Source organism: Yersinia hibernica (genome assembly GCF_004124235.1).
GTDB lineage: Bacteria > Pseudomonadota > Gammaproteobacteria > Enterobacterales > Enterobacteriaceae > Yersinia > Yersinia hibernica.
This window is the reverse complement of the sequence record NZ_CP032487.1, coordinates 2,094,777-2,111,080: the sequence shown is the minus strand read 5'-3', so window position 1 is coordinate 2,111,080 and position 16,304 is coordinate 2,094,777. Positions and strand designations below refer to the sequence as shown.

The following is a 16,304-nucleotide window of genomic DNA, read 5'->3' as shown; positions in this document are numbered from 1 at the left end:
AATATGATGGCAGGATATGAAGTTAACTTCGATGGCCTGGTTGGGCTGACACATCACTATGCGGGCTTATCTTTTGGGAATGAAGCCTCGACCAAGCATCAAAATGCAATCTCCAACCCTCGGCTGGCAGCCAAGCAGGGCTTGCTGAAAATGAAAGCATTGGCTGATTTAGGTTACAAACAAGGGGTTTTGCCACCACAGGAACGCCCGGCACTGGGGGTTTTGCGCCAATTGGGATTTAGTGGCTCAGATGAACAAGTGTTGAGTGAAGTGGCGCGCAAATCACCCCGCCTGTTGTCTGCGGTCAGCTCAGCATCATCAATGTGGAGCGCTAATGCGGCGACGGTATCGCCCTCGGCCGACAGCGCCGACAATCGGGTTCATTTTACTGTCGCCAACTTGAACAATAAATTTCATCGGGCGATTGAAGCAGAAACAACCTCGGCAATATTAAAAGGCGTGTTTAATCATCATCGCCACTTTGTGCATCACGCGGCCTTGCCTTCGGTGGCGTTGTTTGGTGATGAGGGGGCGGCTAACCATAATCGTTTGGGCGGGGAATATGACCAGCCGGCGATTCAAGTCTTTGTTTATGGTCGGCAAGGGCTTGAAAGTGGGGCTGCACCGACACGATATCCTGCTCGCCAAACATTGGAGGCCAGTGAGGCCGTGGCGCGATTGCACCTGCTGGAACCGGAGCGGGCGGTTTTTATACAGCAAAATCCAGCGGTGATTGACCAAGGGGTATTTCACAATGATGTTATTGCGGTCAGTAATCAAAACGTATTATTCCATCACCAACATGCATTTGTACCTGACCTTAACATCATTGATGACCTGCGCCGCAAGATGGCGCGGATTGAGCAACAACTGATCACCATTGAAGTGCCCGCCGCGCAGGTTTCTGTTGCACAGGCGGTATCGACTTATCTGTTTAACAGCCAGTTATTGAGCAAACCGAATGGCAAGATGCTGTTAGTTATGCCGCAAGAGTCGCAAGACAACTCCGCGGTGTGGGGATATCTGTCCGAATTGATCAACAGTGGCGGCCCGATTGATGAAGTCAGGGTGTTTGATCTGCGCGAAAGTATGCGCAATGGCGGTGGGCCGGCCTGTTTGCGGCTACGTGTTGCACTCAATGAAACAGAGTTGCAGGCAGTCAATAGCCGAGTCATGCTGACCCCGGCACTGTTTGTTACACTGAATAATTGGATTGACCAGCATTATCGCGATCGTTTGCAATTTAAGGACTTAGCTGACCCGCAGTTACTGCAAGAAGGGCGGCAAGCCTTGGATGAGCTGACGAGAATCCTCCATCTGGGTGCGATATACCCGTTCCAACATCATTAATGCAAACCTGAGTAATCCCGCGGTATGCATGATGATAAGCATAGGTCAATGGCAGGGGCAATGATGCTAAATTTTCTGTCTGTCACTCTATCGGGTCACCCACCCGCAGTCACTCAGGGGGAAACGCCGAATCTTAAATGGCAATGGCTGGATGAGGGGGTCTTGCTGCTTACTCCGCTTCGCGGCTATACGCAGTCAGTCGTGCTCTCGGCCGGTATTCACGGAAATGAAACCGCGCCAATTGAGATTCTAGACCAATTAGTATCAGACTTATTAGCTGGCAAATTGACGCTGGCAATACGTTTGTTAGTCATATTGGGCAATCCACCGGCCATCAGGGCCGGAGAGCGCTATCTCACCGCCGATATCAATCGCATGTTTGCTGGGCGGCACCAGAATTATTTGCCAGCAGATGAGGCCCGGCGGGCTGAAACACTCGAGCAATGGGTGGGGGAGTTTTTTGCGACAGCCCCTCAGTCTACCCGGCTGCATTATGATTTACACACCGCGATCCGCGGTTCTTATCATACCCGCTTTGGCTTATTACCTTACCGAACCACACCATATTCGGCGCAAATGTTACGCTGGCTAAACGACAGTGAGTTAGAGGCGTTAGTCATGCACACCTCGGCTGGAGGAACTTTTGCCCACTTCAGCAGTGAATTTTGTCAGGCGGCAAGTTGTACGCTGGAATTAGGTAAGGCCATGCCTTTTGGCGAAAATCAACTCAAACAATTTAGTGCTATCACTGCGGGGCTGCGGGCATTAGTCAGTGGTGCAGCGCTGCCAAAGCGCTCTACAGAGGCCATGATATTTTATCGGGTAGTGAAATCACTGCTTAAGCAGCACGCTGATTTTAAATTGTGGGTAGCGGATGACACAGTGAACTTCACTCGCTATCCGCAAGGAACCTTGCTGGCAGAGCAGTTGAATGAGCATTATTGTGTCGAACATGAGTATGAATGGATTTTATTTCCCAATCCCCGGGTTGCGCTGGGATTACGTGCAGGGATCATATTGGTGCAAATGGATGAGAGTGAACTCACCAAAACATAAGTCAGGGCCATATGACTATTACCGCCCCAAATAGTGACTTAGGGTAATATCACTATGGGGCGTTTTACTTAAGCTAAATTTAAAGAGGTATGTTTTTTGGTACACAGAAAAATGAGCTCTTATCATCAATAGCTCATTTTTTATTCATTAAATTAAAGAACGTTTTAGGCTATTTTAAAACAATGCCCGGCTACTTTATAAAACCCTGCTGATTCTTCCTCTTTAAACCCACACTTTTTATAAACCTACTAAGACAGTTTATCTTTCAGTTTTTATCTTTTGCACCAAATAGGTTATTAAGTCTTTTATGACTTGCTGTTTAAATAGTCGGTAAATTGCTTTTGATATATAAAAAATAGAATAGAAGTGTGATATCAACTCCATTTTACAAATCTAATCACGGAAAAGAACAAAAAGAAACAAATTGAAATGACTTTGCACTTAAATGGTGCTAATGCACTGTTTTGGTTATATCTAATTACTTAAAATCATTGTTAATCAGTAAGTTATGATAAGTTCCGTTTGAGATATTTTGTTACAATTGATTACCTATTTATACCTATATATCTTCAAATTTACCGTTTTAACTTTTCGTGCTTAGTGATAATGTCTATTCGCTTTACAAAGACAGGTAACTATAAAAAATTAAAAGTTAACTTTTATGAGGCTAAATAATTAATTTAGCCCGCGGGTTAATTTTATTAAAATTTAAAGGAAAAATAATGATGAAGCGCAGTGTTCTGGCCTTAGCGGTCACCTTGAGTATGGTTCCTACTCTTACAAATGTAGCCGAGATTTATAATAAAGATGGTAACAAACTGGATCTTTATGGCCGCGTAGCCGCTAAGTACCTTTTCTCAAACCATAATAATGCTGATGATACTTATGTGCGTTTTGGTTTTAAGGGCGAAACACAAATCAATAGCCAACTGACTGGTTATGGTCAGTGGGAATATAACGTAGCGGCAAAAAATGCTGAATCATAAGGTGATAAAGGTAATAAAACCCGCTTAGGTTTTGCTGGTTTAAAATTTGCTGAATTTGGCTCTTTTGATTATGGCCGTAATTATGGCGTCGTGTATGACGCATTAGCTTATACCGATATGCTGCCAGAGTTTGGTGGCGACTCAATTGCGTACACCGATAACTACATGACTGGCCGGTCAACCGGTCTGGCAACTTACCGTAATTCTGACTTCTTCGGCATGGTAAAAGGGCTGAATGTTGCAGCTCAGTATCAGGGCCGCAATGATGATGGCGATACCAGTAAAAATGAGCGCGCCATTCAGAAAGCTAACGGCGACGGTTTTGGTTTATCTGTTGATTATCAAGACATTGAAGGCAGTGGTATTGGTGTCGTAGCCGCATACTCTAATTCTAACCGTACTCTGGGTCAGAAAACGCTGGCTAACAGTGCTACTGGTGACAAAGCTCAAGCTTGGGCGACTGCACTGAAGTATGATGCAAACCAGGTTTACCTGGCAGCAATGTACGGCGAAACCTTGAATATGACGCCATACAAAGCATTGATCGCGAATAAAACCCAGAACGTAGAATTGGTTGCTCAATATCAATTTGAAAACGGTATTCGCCCGTCGATTGCTTATGTTCAGTCTAAAGGTAAAGACCTAGATGCAGTGGGAAGTGCTGACTTGCTGAAATATGCTGAAATTGGTGTGACTTACTACATCAATAAGAACATGTTTGCCTATGTTGATTACCAGATTAACTTGCTGGATCAAGACAACAACCCACTGGGTCTGGGCACAGATGACACCGTCGCAGTTAACTTGACCTACCGTTTCTAAGTTAACTTAAGCTGTAAATATTATCCTTTTCTGTGTCGGAAATAGGTGAATTAACAAGGCGGGATTAGCCCCGCCTTTTTTACGTTTAAATATTCAACCATTAGGTACAGGGTGTTATTACAAAGAGAGTGTTATCACCAATCAGCGCGAATAGTGCTGTTCACCCCATGCCAGCATGGTGTTTACCAGCTGTTGGAGTAATTTTTGTAAGTGACTCGCTTGTGCTGGTAAATAGGAATAAGGTTCAGTTTCAGACATATAATTTAACTGTGATAATTCAAGTTGCACCGCGTGTTGGTGGCTATGTGGTAAACCATATGCTCGAGTTATATAACCACCTTTAAAGCGGCCATTTAATATATGACTAAATGTCGATTGCTGTTCGCAACATTCTATTAGTTGCTTACTTAATGATGAGTCACAACTGGCACCGCTGTTAGTGCCAAAATTCAAGTCTGGCAGTTGTCCATCAAACAGTCTCGGAATAACCGAGGCAATCGAATGCGCATCCAATAATAATGCATAGCCAAATTTGGCTTTAAGACGTGCCAGTTCCCCTTGCAGTTGTTGGTGGTAAGGCCGCCAAATATGTAACAGATAGGATTGACGTTCTTGTGGCGAGGGGGTTTTGCCCGGCATAAAGCATGGCCGTCCATCGAACAGTGTTTCAGGGAACAACCCCGTGGTCGCGCTAGTATAGAGCGGTTGATCATCTTCGGGGCGGTTCAGATCAACCACTAAACGGGAGTAATTCCCGATAACTATGCTGGCACCAATGTTATGGGCGAAGTCATAGAGACGAGGTATATGCCAGTCGGTATCTGATAGAGGGCGAGCCGCATCTGTCAACCCGGCCTCAACAGCTGGAGTCAATCGCGTTCCCGCATGTGGAATGCTGATTAATAACGGCAATTTTCCAGCTTGGAAGCTAAGTGGATCAATTAGATTCATAGACGGGTATCTCCTTGAAAAACCACAGACACAGGTAGTTGACCACCTAGCCAGTAAGCCAATTCAGCAGGGCGGGATAATGGCCAATGAACCCAATTTGCCCATTTACCCGTTTCCAGTGTTCCCTGAGTATCTTGTAATCCCAAAGCTTGTGCGGCATGACAAGTTACGCCCGCTAGCGCTTCCTCTGGCGTCATGCGGAATAATGTACATGCCATATTAAGCATTAACCGCAGGGAGAGCGCGGGAGAGGTTCCCGGGTTGGCGTCACTGGCCAATGCCATTGGTACGTTATATTGGCGAAACAATTCCACTGGCGGGCATTGTGTCTCGCGCAATAAATAATAAGCTCCGGGCAACAATACCGCGACAGTACCGGCATTAGCCATAGCCTGAACATCTGACTCTGCAGCGTATTCAAGATGATCCGCCGATAAGGCATTAAATTTGGCCGCAAGAGTGCTGCCATTTAGTGATGAGAGCTGTTCAGCATGTAATTTTACGGGTAAACCAGCTTGCTGCGCCGCTAAGAATACGCGCTCAACTTGAGCCGGTGAAAATGCCAGATGCTCACAAAATGCATCCACCGCATCAGCTAACTTTTTGTTTGCGACTTCAGGAATGATAGTGTCACAAACAAAATCAATATAGTCATCATCACGGCCAGCAAACTCGGCTGGCAAAGCATGAGCGGCCAGACAGGTGGTCTTAACCGTCACTGGCAATAACTCACCTAACTGGCGCGCCACGCGGAGCATCTTCATTTCACTTTCAAGACTAAGGCCGTAACCGGATTTAATTTCAATGCAGGTCACACCCTCTGCAAGTAGGGGTTTTAGGCGAAATAGAGCTTGTTCTAATAATTGTTGTTCACTGGTATTTCGCGTTGCTCTGACCGTTGACACAATACCGCCACCACTAGCCGCAATTTCTGCGTAGCTGACACCATTAAGACGTTGCTCAAATTCGGCACTTCTATCACCACCAAAGACCAAATGTGTATGACAATCAATCAATCCGGGAGTGATCAAGCCGCCGGGATAGACGACTTCACGTGCGGCATTGAGTTCGGGTAACTCATTATATGGCCCGATCCAGACTATTCTACCCTCAGTAACCGCCATAGCGCCTTGCGGAACCAGGTGATATTTCCCCCCACGCATGGTCACGATATCGGCACCGTACCACAAACTGTCGCAGTGAATTATTGACACCATCTGACTCCCTAAGATGTACAGAATTAAGTTGTATATACAATCATGGACAACCTAGCGCATAAATTCACTATCGGCAAGATAGGGATTTAAACAATTGCGTAACACTTCGCAGTTCTTGAAGAGAAAAAAAATTGTTCAGGACGTGACGGTACCTTGTGGGGTAAAACGGCCATAGAGTTGATAGCGGGAGCCAGGATAAAGCAGTTGAGCAGCCGTCACGATTGCTTTTCCATACCAGGTTCTCCGGCGGATAAGTAGACAGGGTTCATTTTCACCTAGTTGTAACAACTGGCGCTCAAGTGGATTTGGGATCACGGCTTCAACAATATGCTCACCCTCAGTCAGCGGAGCGGCTTGGGTAAGGTAGCTGTAAGGGGTTATCTGGTTGAAATCCTGCTTCATATAATCAGGCGCGGTACTTGGATTGACGCAACGATTCTCTACCTGAATGGGAACGTCATTTTCATAATGAACAATTTGCGAGTAGAACAGTTGCTGGCCGGGCTGAATACCTAGCGCGATAGCCTCTTCAGAGCTTGCTGGGCGCGCCTCTAACTGCAAGATTTTACAGCGGTGACGATGACCACGTGCAGTGATTTCGTCAGCAATATTATGAACTTCCAGTAAGGCACTGTGCGCTTTTGCTTCAGAAACAAAGGTGCCGACGCCTTGCATACGGATGAGAAAACCTTCACTGGTGAGCTCACGTAGCGCCCGGTTGATAGTCATGCGACTGACGCCTAACTCAGTGACCAGCTCACTCTCAGAAGGGACGCGTTGATGGGGTTGCCAGACACCGGTTCTGATTTGGCGGATGATCGCCAACTTAACCCGTTGATAAATAGGTGCAGGGGTATCGTCCATTGCGGGACTTAATTGTAAGGCCGTTTGCTGTTCCGCCACGACGTTAACCTCGTCTGATAAGAAATTATACGCTAAGTCTACGGTTGAATTTAGCGTGTGTATATGTATATACAAGTGGGTGATTTAATTAATTGACGCAGCTGCTGCTCAGCGCGTTTGACTCTGAACTAAATATTGGGATATCGCTATGCCAGTTTATTTTACCAAACGCGCTTTTTTAGCCGATGGATGGGCGAATGATGTACAGATTACGGTTAACGAGCTGGGGAATATTCAGCACATTATGACAGGCAGCAGTGACGCCGGTTGTCAGATTCTTTCCGGGCCAATAGTCCCTGGCATGCCGAATCTCCACTCCCATGCTTTTCAACGCATGATGTCCGGATTGGCCGAAATAGCAGGTAATCCGCAGGATAGTTTTTGGACTTGGCGAGATTTAATGTATCGACTAGTTCAGCAATTGACACCAGAACAAGTTGGCGTGATTGCCCGCCAGCTGTATATCGAAATGTTGAAAGGCGGCTATACCCAGGTCGCAGAATTCCATTATTTACACCACAGTGCTGATGGCAATCCATACTGCAATCCAGGCGAAATGGCATCGCAACTCAGCCAGGCTGCGCATGATGTGGGAATCGGAATGACTTTATTACCCGTCTTGTATAGTTATGCGGGGTTTGGTGGTGAACCTGCTCAACAGGGGCAACGGCGCTTTATTCAAACGACAGAAAACTATCTCAAACAGCAGCAAGTTATCAGTAAACAACTGGCAAATCAGCCGCTACAAAACCACGGTTTATGCTTTCACTCATTGCGTGCTGTCGAGTTGAGCCAGATGCAGGAAGTTTTGCAGGCTTCGGATAACAAATTACCGGTACACATTCATATCGCGGAGCAACAAAAAGAGGTTAACGACTGTATTGCCTGGAGTGGCCAACGGCCAGTGGCATGGCTGTATGACCATTTATCGGTCGATAGCCGATGGTGTCTGGTTCATGCTACACATCTAGATGAGTCTGAGCTTGTGCGGTTGGCTAAAAGTCAGGCGGTAGCCGGATTATGCCCAACGACAGAAGCCAATCTGGGGGACGGTATCTTTCCGGCAGTAGATTTTTTAAATCATCAAGGGTGTTGGGGGATTGGCTCTGATAGCCATGTTTCTCTGAATGTTGTGGAGGAGCTACGCTGGCTTGAGTATGGGCAGCGCTTGCGTGATCAACGCCGTAATCGCCTGATAAATGAACAGTATCCAGCGGTGGCTAATCTACTTTATACCCAAGCTTTAGCCGGGGGCCGGCAAGCTTGTGGTCGTAATATCAGTCAGCTAGCGGAAGGTTACCGAGCTGACTGGTTAGTTTTAGATGGCGATGATCCTTATATCGCTGGCACGGAATCTGCTTCACTCTTGAATCGGTGGTTATTTGCGGGGGATAAATCGCAAATTCGGGATGTTTATGTGGCAGGCAAAGCAGTAATAGTGGATAGATATCACCCAATGCAACAGCAAACTGCACAGGCTTTTCTGGCGCTATTAAAAGCCTGTCAACAGGAGGTCTGATGAGCTTTACTGCTTTTGATTTTGCTGATTTACCGGTTAGCCGCTGGCGAAATGGTGGTGGCGAAACCCGTGAAATCGCCTGTTGGCCCGTCGGGGGAGATGATTTTGCCTGGCGTGCCAGTATCGCGACGATTGAACAGGATGGCCCATTTTCAGTATTTCCAGATATTGACCGGTCTATAACATTACTATCGGGTGATGGGGTTGTGCTTTCCAGCCCAGATTGGGAGGCCCATACACTTTCAACACCATTACAGCCTTTTACGTTTCCTGGTGATATTCCCATTCATGCTCGCTTACTCGGGGGAAGTAGCCAAGATTTTAATATCATGACTCGGCGGGGGTGCTGGCAGGCGAGTGTAATGCCGATTCAATCGCAACAAGAACTACCGGCATCGCACGGTGGTTTAATCTATGTTGTGAGAGGGAAATGGCTTATCAGCCATACCGAAACACATGAACTTGCTGCTTCGCAAGGGTGCTGGTGGCGGCCAGCTATTAAAGGGGGGCAATTGCAGCCACTGGTTACCGACAGCTGTTTATTGTGGGTAAGTTTGTTCCCTGAGCGGTAACTCATATATTGCTTTGTTCATTTCAAGTATTGGCAGTTTCCGTTATCTATTGATTGTAATTGTTAATATAAATTTGGGCGCGAAAGTAATGGCCCTGAATGTACAGTGGCCATTACTCTATCGCTTTCTCCCATTATTCTTACCTTCTCTTTCTCACTTCTTTAATGATATCTCGCGGCTTTGTTGCTTGCGAAGTCTCGTGTTTACCCCTCCGAAGCGCTCAAATTAACAGCATTTGTTAGATCCCTGTCATAGTTTTGTTATTTGTCAGGTTCAAAACACACATTTCGGTTGTTTGGTGTTAAAAATTTCAATAATCTTAATTTTGAAATAAACGTTTAAAAAAGAAAGGAGAGATGGCAGTAGTAAAATAATAAAAGAGTAATTTATTGTTTTAACTTACTTATTTGTAAAGATTAGGCCGGGGATGGGGCAGTTTCATTCACGGAAAGCGCATTGAAGTGCCTAATATAGCGATGTTTACGCTGTGCTGAGTTAAGTCATTGTAAAAAAATATTTTCAATATAAAGGCACCGATATGTTTATGCATTCCATTATTTAAGGGTATAGATCATGAAGCTGAAAAAAATCATTATTGCCTCACTTGCTATCTGTATGCTGCCACTGGGCGCCTATGCTAAAGATCTTAAAATCGGGGTTTCCATGGCTTACTTCGATGACAATTTCCTGACAATATTACGTCAGGCAATGCAAAATAAAATGAAAGAAGAGGGCAATGTTTCTGGGCAGTTTGAAGATGCAAAAGGAGATATTGCTCAACAAATTCAGCAGGTAGAAAACTTTGTCAGCCAAGGGGTTGATGCCATCATTCTGAACCCGGTTGATACTCAGGGCGTGAAGCCGATGATTAAATTAGCGGAGCAGGCAAAAATCCCACTGGTTTTTGTGAATCGTCGCCCGGAGATAACCTTGCCAGCAGGTATGGCCTATGTGGGTTCAGATTCTGAACTTGCAGGACGGCTACAGATGGAGGAGCTGGCAAAATTGATGGGGGGAAAAGGCAATGTCATGATTCTTATGGGCGAACTCTCCAGTGAGGCCACCCGCGACAGAACCCGCGGTGTCGAGAAAGTTGCAGCTCAGTACCCAGATATTCATATTATTGATAAACAAACAGCGAAATTCTTCCGTAAAGAAGCGGTGGATGTCACGACAGATTGGATCCTCTCTGGACAGCAAATTGATGCGATTGCCTCAAATAATGATGAAATGGCCATTGGCGCTATCCTTGCATTGAAACAGGCAAAGAAAAAAGGTGTCGTAATTGGCGGTATTGATGGTACGCCAGATGCACTCGAATTTATTAAGAAAGGCGATCTTAATGTCAGTATTTTCCAGGATGCGAAAGGGCAGGGTGAGGGCGCGGTAGATACTGCGATTAAATTAGCATCAGGTCAGAAAGTAGAAAGTAGTGTAATGATCCCTTATCAGCTTATAACTAAAGATAATTATCAAGACTTCGCGAATAAAAATAAGAAATAAATAATTTACGGTGCCGGATAGGGCGTAAATAACACTCATGGAATAGGTAATATTTTTAAGACTAGAATTACACATAAAATAAAATGTGTATTACTCGATTCTAATGGATAAATACACCGAGTTTATTCAATTGATAAACTCGGTATTTTACCAAAATGAAAGTGTTGAGATGATTATGGAGATGATGATATGTATCCTTACATTCTCGAAGCTGAAAGCATCAGTAAGCAATTTCCTGGTGTAAAGGCACTGAATAAAGTGGGCATTAAAATAAAACCAGGCAGTGTCCATGCATTAATGGGAGAGAATGGTGCGGGAAAGTCAACATTGATGAAATGCTTGATTGGTATATATCACCCGGATGAGGGAACGATAAAAGTAAGAGGTGAGACAGTTACTTTTAACGATACTTTAGATGCACTCCATGCTGGAATTGCAATGATTCATCAGGAGTTAAATTTAGTTCCACATATGACTGTTGCGGAAAATATTTGGTTAGGGAGAGAGCCTGTCCATTATGGGCTCGTTAATCATGATTTACTGAATAGCAAAACACAAGATTTATTACAATATCTTAATATAAAATTAAAACCAGATATGATTGTCGGAGACTTAAATATTGCCAGTCAGCAGATGGTCGAAATTGCTAAGGCTGTCTCCTATGATGCTGATGTGTTGATTATGGATGAACCGACATCGGCCTTGACAGAAGGTGAGGTTTTCCACCTTTTTGCTATCATTAAGGAATTAAAAGAACAAGGGAAAGGCATTATTTATATTAGCCATAAAATGGATGAGATTTTTGAAATTACGGATGAAGTCAGTATTTTCCGTGATGGTCTGTTGGTGGCCACTGATAAGACCGAAAATTTAACCAAGCAATCATTAATTACCATGATGGTGGGGCGTGAGCTGACTCATATGTTCCCCAAATTTAATAATAATATTGGTGAGGAAGTGCTGAAAGTCAGTGGGCTACAGCGTGCTGGCCTATTCCGCGATATTTCATTTTCTGTGAAACGTGGCGAAATATTGGGTGTTGCTGGATTGGTCGGAGCAGGCCGCAGTGAAGTGATGGAAAGCTTATTTGGTATGCACCCAGCGGATAGTGGTGAAATTTTCATTGAGGGCTTACCTGCTAATATTGATTCCCCATCAAAAGCCATTGAGCAAGGATTAGCTTTTTTGACGGAAGATCGCAAAAAGTCGGGACTATTTCTCGTGCTATCTGTGGTTGAAAATATGAGTATTGTCAACCTTTCTGAATATATTAATAAAAAAGGCTTTGTCAGTCATGACCAAATGGCACAAGACTGTATGGAGCAGATTAAAAAATTAAATATCAAAACTCCAACCATGGATCAAATTATTAATAATCTGAGTGGAGGAAACCAACAGAAAGTCTTAATTGCTCGTTGGCTATTAGCTCAACCTAAGATACTAATTCTTGATGAACCTACTCGCGGTATTGATGTTGGGGCAAAAGCAGAAATATATCGTTTAATTAGTGAGCTGGCAAACCGGGGTGTCGCTATTATTTTAGTTTCTTCGGAACTACCTGAAGTTCTCGGCATGAGTGACAGAGTTATGGTCATGCATGGAGGCCATATTACGGGAATATTAGATAAGCAAGATGCGAGTCAAGAGAGAATAATGGCACTGGCCTCTGAATAATTGTAGAAGGGTTATGATAATGAATAACATTAAAATTGATAAATCACCAGCGGCTGATTCGATAAAAGAATATTCGTTTATGTCTGGGATAAAGGGTAAGTTACCTAAAGATACCGGTATTTTTATTGTCATGATTGGTATTGCATTAATCTTTGAGTTTTTAGGCTGGTTTATCCGCGATCAATCCTTTTTACTCAACCCCAACCGATTATTATTAATTATTTTGCAGGTTGCCATTATTGGTATTATTGCCGTTGGGGTTACTCAAGTTATTATTACTACCGGTATTGATCTCTCATCGGGTTCTTTAATTGCCTTAACCGCCGTGGTGGCCGCCAGTTTGGCGCAAACATCAGACAGTATTGCACCTATGTATCCCCATTTATTGGATTTGCCTGCAGCTATTCCCATTACAGCTGGAATAGGTGTTGGGATAATATGCGGCTTTATTAATGGTTTTTTGATCACCCGTACGGGGATCCCGCCGTTTATTGCAACACTGGGGATGATGGTTTCTGCTCGAGGGCTTGCTCAATATTATACCAAGGGTAACCCTGTGAGTTTCCTTTCGGATGATTTTACGGCGATTGGTCAGGGAGCAATGCCGGTAATTATTTTCTTGGTTGTTGCCGTGATTTTTCATATCGCCCTAAGACATACTCGCTATGGAAAATATGTATATGCCATTGGTGGCAATATGATTTCTGCGAAAGTTTCGGGTATTAATGTTAATAAATATCTGGTGCTGGTTTATACCATTGCCGGAGGGCTTGCAGGGTTGGCCGGGGTGGTGTTGGCAGCGCGTGTGAGTAGCGGGCAATCTAGCATGGGTCAATCATATGAGCTAGATGCGATCGCTGCCGCAGTTATTGGCGGTAGTAGCCTGATGGGCGGTGTGGGCCGTATCACTGGCACGGTTATTGGGGCGGTTATCTTGGGGCTTATCAAGAGTGGTTTTACATTTATTGGCGTAGATTCATACATTCAGGACATTATCAAAGGGGTTATTATTGTTAGCGCAGTGGCTATTGATATGCACCGTAATCGTAAAAAACGTTAGTCATTTGTCGTGAATAACGATTGATTGCTAGTTGTGTAATAATATAACATTACATAACTAACAATCAGTCAGGAGTGATTCATGCCAAAGAAATTGCCTTATCTATTCATCATGCCTCTTAGTCTTTGTGTGGTATTGACCAGTTTTAATTCATTCGCTCATGGTAAACATAGTCATGGTCATGAGCAGCAACAATCGGAAAGTGCGCGTAGAGCGAGTGAGGGTATTTTTGCAGATAAAGATGTGAAAGACAGGCCACTGAGTAACTGGGATGGCGTTTGGCAATCTATCAATCCTTATTTATTACAGGGGGATTTAGATCCCGTCTTGGCCAATAAAGCGAAAAAGAGTCAAAATAAAACAATTGAGGAATATAGAGAATATTACAAAAAGGGTTATGCCACTGATATCACGATGATTGGTATTGAAAATAACACTATTGATTTCCATACCCCTGAAGCTGTTAACTCCTGCCAATACAGCTACGCTGGCTTGAAAATAATGCATTATGATTCTGGAAAGAAAGGTGTGCGTTATTTATACGAATGTAAAGATACTCACTCTAAAGCCCCCAAATATGTTCAATTTAGTGACCATATTATTGAACCGCAAAAATCCCATCATTTTCATATTTACATGGGTAACGAGTCACAAGAGAAACTGCTTAAAGAAATGGATAATTGGCCAACCTTTTATCCGATATCTCAAGATAAAAATGATATTATTCACGAGATGTTACATCACTAAAATATAAAAAAGCCGCGCTAGCCAATGACGCGGCTTTAGTTTTAGATAGCAGCCTGATTTACCCTGTTGTTATCCTGCCATTTTGCCCTGAATCAGAGACATTAAAGTTCATCTGATGGGCGGGTTGATTGCCGAGGGGCAGGCTCGACACTGAAGTCTTTCATTGGCACCCTTGGGTGGGTGGGTGATTGTGATTTGTGATGGCTGTAGAACTAATTTTCATTAAAATTGAAATGTTGTTTTACTAGTGCTATGTTCGCTATAATCAAGCCAAACAATACATTCAATGGATTTTGTTTCATTGACCCAATCGGAGAGAACATAATGAAAATTGCACTGATGATGGAAAACAGTCAGGCAACTAAAAACGCTATTATTCTGAAAGAGCTGAACGCGGTGGCTTCGGAAAAAGCGTACCCGGTATACAACGTAGGTATGAGTGATGAAAATGACCATCACCTGACTTATATCCATCTGGGGATTATGGCCAGCATCCTGCTTAACTCTAAAGCTGTTGATTTCGTGGTGACGGGTTGTGGCACCGGTCAGGGCGCAATGATGTCATTGAACATTCATCCTGGTGTCGTGTGCGGTTATTGCATCGATCCGGCAGATGCTTTCCTGTTTGCTCAAATTAACAATGGTAATGCACTGTCACTGCCATTCGCCAAAGGGTTTGGCTGGGGTGCTGAGCTGAATGTGCGTTACATCTTTGAGAAAGCCTTTACTGGCGTGAAAGGTGAAGGTTACCCACTGGATCGTAAAGAGCCGCAAGTCCGTAATGCCGGTATTTTGAACCAAGTGAAAGCGGCAGTGGTGAAAGAAAACTATCTGGATACATTGCGTGCAATTGATCCAGAATTGGTGAAAACAGCCGTGAGCGGTGAACGTTTCCAACAGTGCTTCTTCGACAACTGTCAGGTTGAAGAAATTAAAGCCTTTGTGAAACAGATTTTAGCGTAAAACCGCCGCAAGTTTTAAGAACTAAGGCCCCTGAAAAGGGGCCTTTTGTGTTGCTGTAACCGTCTAACATGACGGGAGCGCTTCTGTTTGACTAACACTTAGGTGAGGTTCCTTGGGCAGGCAAGTAACGCAGTGGGTCAAGTGCCGTTGCGCGATAACGAATTTGAAAATGCAGCATTAGGGTGTCTGTTCCGGTGCTGCCCATGGTGGCAATCTTCTGCCCGGCTTTCACATCCTGAGCATTCTTCACCAGCATGGTGTCGTTATGGGCGTAAGCTGTGATGAAATCTTCACCGTGCTTAATCATGATGAGATTGCCATAACCGCGTAGTTGATTCCCGACGTACACCACCCGCCCTTTGGCTGATGCATAGACGGGCTGCCCGCGTTTACCTGCAATATCAATCCCTTTGTTGCCGCCATCAGCAGTAGAATATTTGGAGATGACCTGCCCGCTGGTGGGCCAACGCCAGCAGCGGCTCGCGCCTGGCGGAGGCGTTGATTTTGCCAGTGCGGTGTTCGAGGATTTACGTTTATTTGATGTCAAACGCCCGGTCGACGTGGAACTCTCGAGTTGCAGTTTTTGCCCGACTTCCAGTCTATAAGGGGGTTTTAGTTTGTTGATACGCGCAATGTCACTCACTTCACTGTCACTTATCCAAGCAATGAAATAGAGGGTATCACCCTTTTTAACGGTATAGGATTTGTCGTTGTAACTGCCTTTTGGCAGTTTGGCATAGTCACGATTTGATTTATTTGAGCACCCAGCTAATAACAAGATAGCCATCGCATATACCGCCAACCGTGGCCACAACCGCATTGCGCTTTTCGTGTTCAAAACGTTTCCTTTGTCATCGTGATGTCAAATTCCCTCAGCTGCCTATAGTAACATTTGAGCTATAGGCGTCAAAAGCCAGAACCGGATTATTGCTAAGAATTTGACTCGAGGCAGGCTTGATAACCGCGGTTATCAGGCCTGAC

The 16,304-nt window shown here is 44.4% G+C and carries 13 protein-coding genes and 1 pseudogene; 10 read left to right on the top strand and 4 right to left on the bottom strand.

From position 1 onward, the window contains the following. Nucleotides 1-6 precede the first annotated feature (6 nt). The 3 genes and pseudogenes from astB (at nt 7) to D5F51_RS09905 (ending at nt 4,214) form a co-directional block, all read left to right on the top strand. On the top strand, nt 7-1,350 hold the full coding sequence (gene astB / locus D5F51_RS09915) for an N-succinylarginine dihydrolase (protein ID WP_129199298.1): 1,344 nt from the start codon (nt 7-9) through the stop codon (nt 1,348-1,350). Nucleotides 1,351-1,413: 63 nt separating this feature from the next. Beyond that, nucleotides 1,414-2,406 carry a succinylglutamate desuccinylase gene (gene astE / locus D5F51_RS09910; RefSeq protein ID WP_129199296.1) on the top strand — a complete coding sequence of 331 codons (993 nt, stop codon included), beginning with the start codon at nt 1,414-1,416 and terminating at the stop codon, nt 2,404-2,406. A gap of 722 nt (nt 2,407-3,128) precedes the next feature. Further along, a pseudogene (locus tag D5F51_RS09905) lies at nt 3,129-4,214 on the top strand (porin). 141 nt (nt 4,215-4,355) lie between these two features. On the opposite strand, the gene hutG reads toward D5F51_RS09905, so the two are convergent. The 3 genes from hutG to hutC form a co-directional block, all read right to left on the bottom strand. Then, on the bottom strand, nt 4,356-5,165 hold the full coding sequence (gene hutG, locus D5F51_RS09900) for an N-formylglutamate deformylase (protein ID WP_129196440.1): 810 nt from the start codon (nt 5,163-5,165) through the stop codon (nt 4,356-4,358). Beyond that, entirely contained in the window at nt 5,162-6,382 is a 1,221-nt protein-coding gene (hutI, locus tag D5F51_RS09895; protein WP_129196438.1) for an imidazolonepropionase, read from the bottom strand. The genes hutG and hutI overlap by 4 nt, the downstream gene beginning before the upstream one ends. A gap of 135 nt (nt 6,383-6,517) precedes the next feature. Next, complete coding sequence (gene hutC / locus D5F51_RS09890) at nt 6,518-7,285, bottom strand: histidine utilization transcriptional repressor HutC (protein ID WP_129196436.1); 768 nt, start codon at nt 7,283-7,285, stop codon at nt 6,518-6,520. A gap of 148 nt (nt 7,286-7,433) precedes the next feature. On the opposite strand from hutC, the gene D5F51_RS09885 reads away from it, so the two are divergent. From D5F51_RS09885 to D5F51_RS09855, 7 genes are all read left to right on the top strand, one after another. Further along, on the top strand, nt 7,434-8,804 hold the full coding sequence (locus D5F51_RS09885; RefSeq protein ID WP_129196434.1) for a formimidoylglutamate deiminase: 1,371 nt from the start codon (nt 7,434-7,436) through the stop codon (nt 8,802-8,804). Further along, nucleotides 8,804-9,376 carry a HutD/Ves family protein gene (locus D5F51_RS09880; RefSeq protein WP_129196431.1) on the top strand — a complete coding sequence of 191 codons (573 nt, stop codon included), beginning with the start codon at nt 8,804-8,806 and terminating at the stop codon, nt 9,374-9,376. The genes D5F51_RS09885 and D5F51_RS09880 overlap by 1 nt, the downstream gene beginning before the upstream one ends. A 573-nt stretch (nt 9,377-9,949) precedes the next feature. Beyond that, on the top strand, nt 9,950-10,879 hold the full coding sequence (locus D5F51_RS09875) for a sugar ABC transporter substrate-binding protein (RefSeq protein WP_025378040.1): 930 nt from the start codon (nt 9,950-9,952) through the stop codon (nt 10,877-10,879). Between the two features lie 189 nt (nt 10,880-11,068). Beyond that, nucleotides 11,069-12,553 carry a sugar ABC transporter ATP-binding protein gene (locus D5F51_RS09870; RefSeq protein WP_129196429.1) on the top strand — a complete coding sequence of 495 codons (1,485 nt, stop codon included), beginning with the start codon at nt 11,069-11,071 and terminating at the stop codon, nt 12,551-12,553. A gap of 19 nt (nt 12,554-12,572) precedes the next feature. Then, a complete protein-coding gene (locus D5F51_RS09865; protein WP_087768608.1) occupies nt 12,573-13,613 on the top strand; it encodes an ABC transporter permease in 1,041 nt (346 codons plus the stop codon). Nucleotides 13,614-13,694: 81 nt separating this feature from the next. Then, on the top strand, nt 13,695-14,360 hold the full coding sequence (gene zinT / locus D5F51_RS09860; RefSeq protein WP_129196427.1) for a metal-binding protein ZinT: 666 nt from the start codon (nt 13,695-13,697) through the stop codon (nt 14,358-14,360). 324 nt (nt 14,361-14,684) lie between these two features. Next, entirely contained in the window at nt 14,685-15,323 is a 639-nt protein-coding gene (locus D5F51_RS09855) for an RpiB/LacA/LacB family sugar-phosphate isomerase (RefSeq protein WP_025378043.1), read from the top strand. Nucleotides 15,324-15,414: 91 nt separating this feature from the next. Here D5F51_RS09855 and actS read toward each other — a convergent pair whose 3' ends face one another. Continuing rightward, on the bottom strand, nt 15,415-16,143 hold the full coding sequence (gene actS, locus D5F51_RS09850; protein WP_025378044.1) for an amidase activator ActS: 729 nt from the start codon (nt 16,141-16,143) through the stop codon (nt 15,415-15,417). Nucleotides 16,144-16,304 lie beyond the last annotated feature (161 nt).

Bases quoted from the DNA above. Each gene is read 5' to 3' on its own strand.
- astB (WP_129199298.1), top strand. From the start codon at position 7: ATGGCAGGATATGAAGTTAACTTCGATGGCCTGGTTGGGCTGACACAT.
- astE (WP_129199296.1), top strand. From the start codon at position 1,414: ATGCTAAATTTTCTGTCTGTCACTCTATCGGGTCACCCACCCGCAGTC.
- hutG (WP_129196440.1), bottom strand. From the start codon at position 5,165: ATGAATCTAATTGATCCACTTAGCTTCCAAGCTGGAAAATTGCCGTTA.
- hutI (WP_129196438.1), bottom strand. From the start codon at position 6,382: ATGGTGTCAATAATTCACTGCGACAGTTTGTGGTACGGTGCCGATATC.
- D5F51_RS09885 (WP_129196434.1), top strand. From the start codon at position 7,434: ATGCCAGTTTATTTTACCAAACGCGCTTTTTTAGCCGATGGATGGGCG.
- D5F51_RS09880 (WP_129196431.1), top strand. From the start codon at position 8,804: ATGAGCTTTACTGCTTTTGATTTTGCTGATTTACCGGTTAGCCGCTGG.
- D5F51_RS09875 (WP_025378040.1), top strand. From the start codon at position 9,950: ATGAAGCTGAAAAAAATCATTATTGCCTCACTTGCTATCTGTATGCTG.
- D5F51_RS09870 (WP_129196429.1), top strand. From the start codon at position 11,069: ATGTATCCTTACATTCTCGAAGCTGAAAGCATCAGTAAGCAATTTCCT.
- D5F51_RS09865 (WP_087768608.1), top strand. From the start codon at position 12,573: ATGAATAACATTAAAATTGATAAATCACCAGCGGCTGATTCGATAAAA.
- zinT (WP_129196427.1), top strand. From the start codon at position 13,695: ATGCCAAAGAAATTGCCTTATCTATTCATCATGCCTCTTAGTCTTTGT.
- D5F51_RS09855 (WP_025378043.1), top strand. From the start codon at position 14,685: ATGAAAATTGCACTGATGATGGAAAACAGTCAGGCAACTAAAAACGCT.
- actS (WP_025378044.1), bottom strand. From the start codon at position 16,143: ATGCGGTTGTGGCCACGGTTGGCGGTATATGCGATGGCTATCTTGTTA.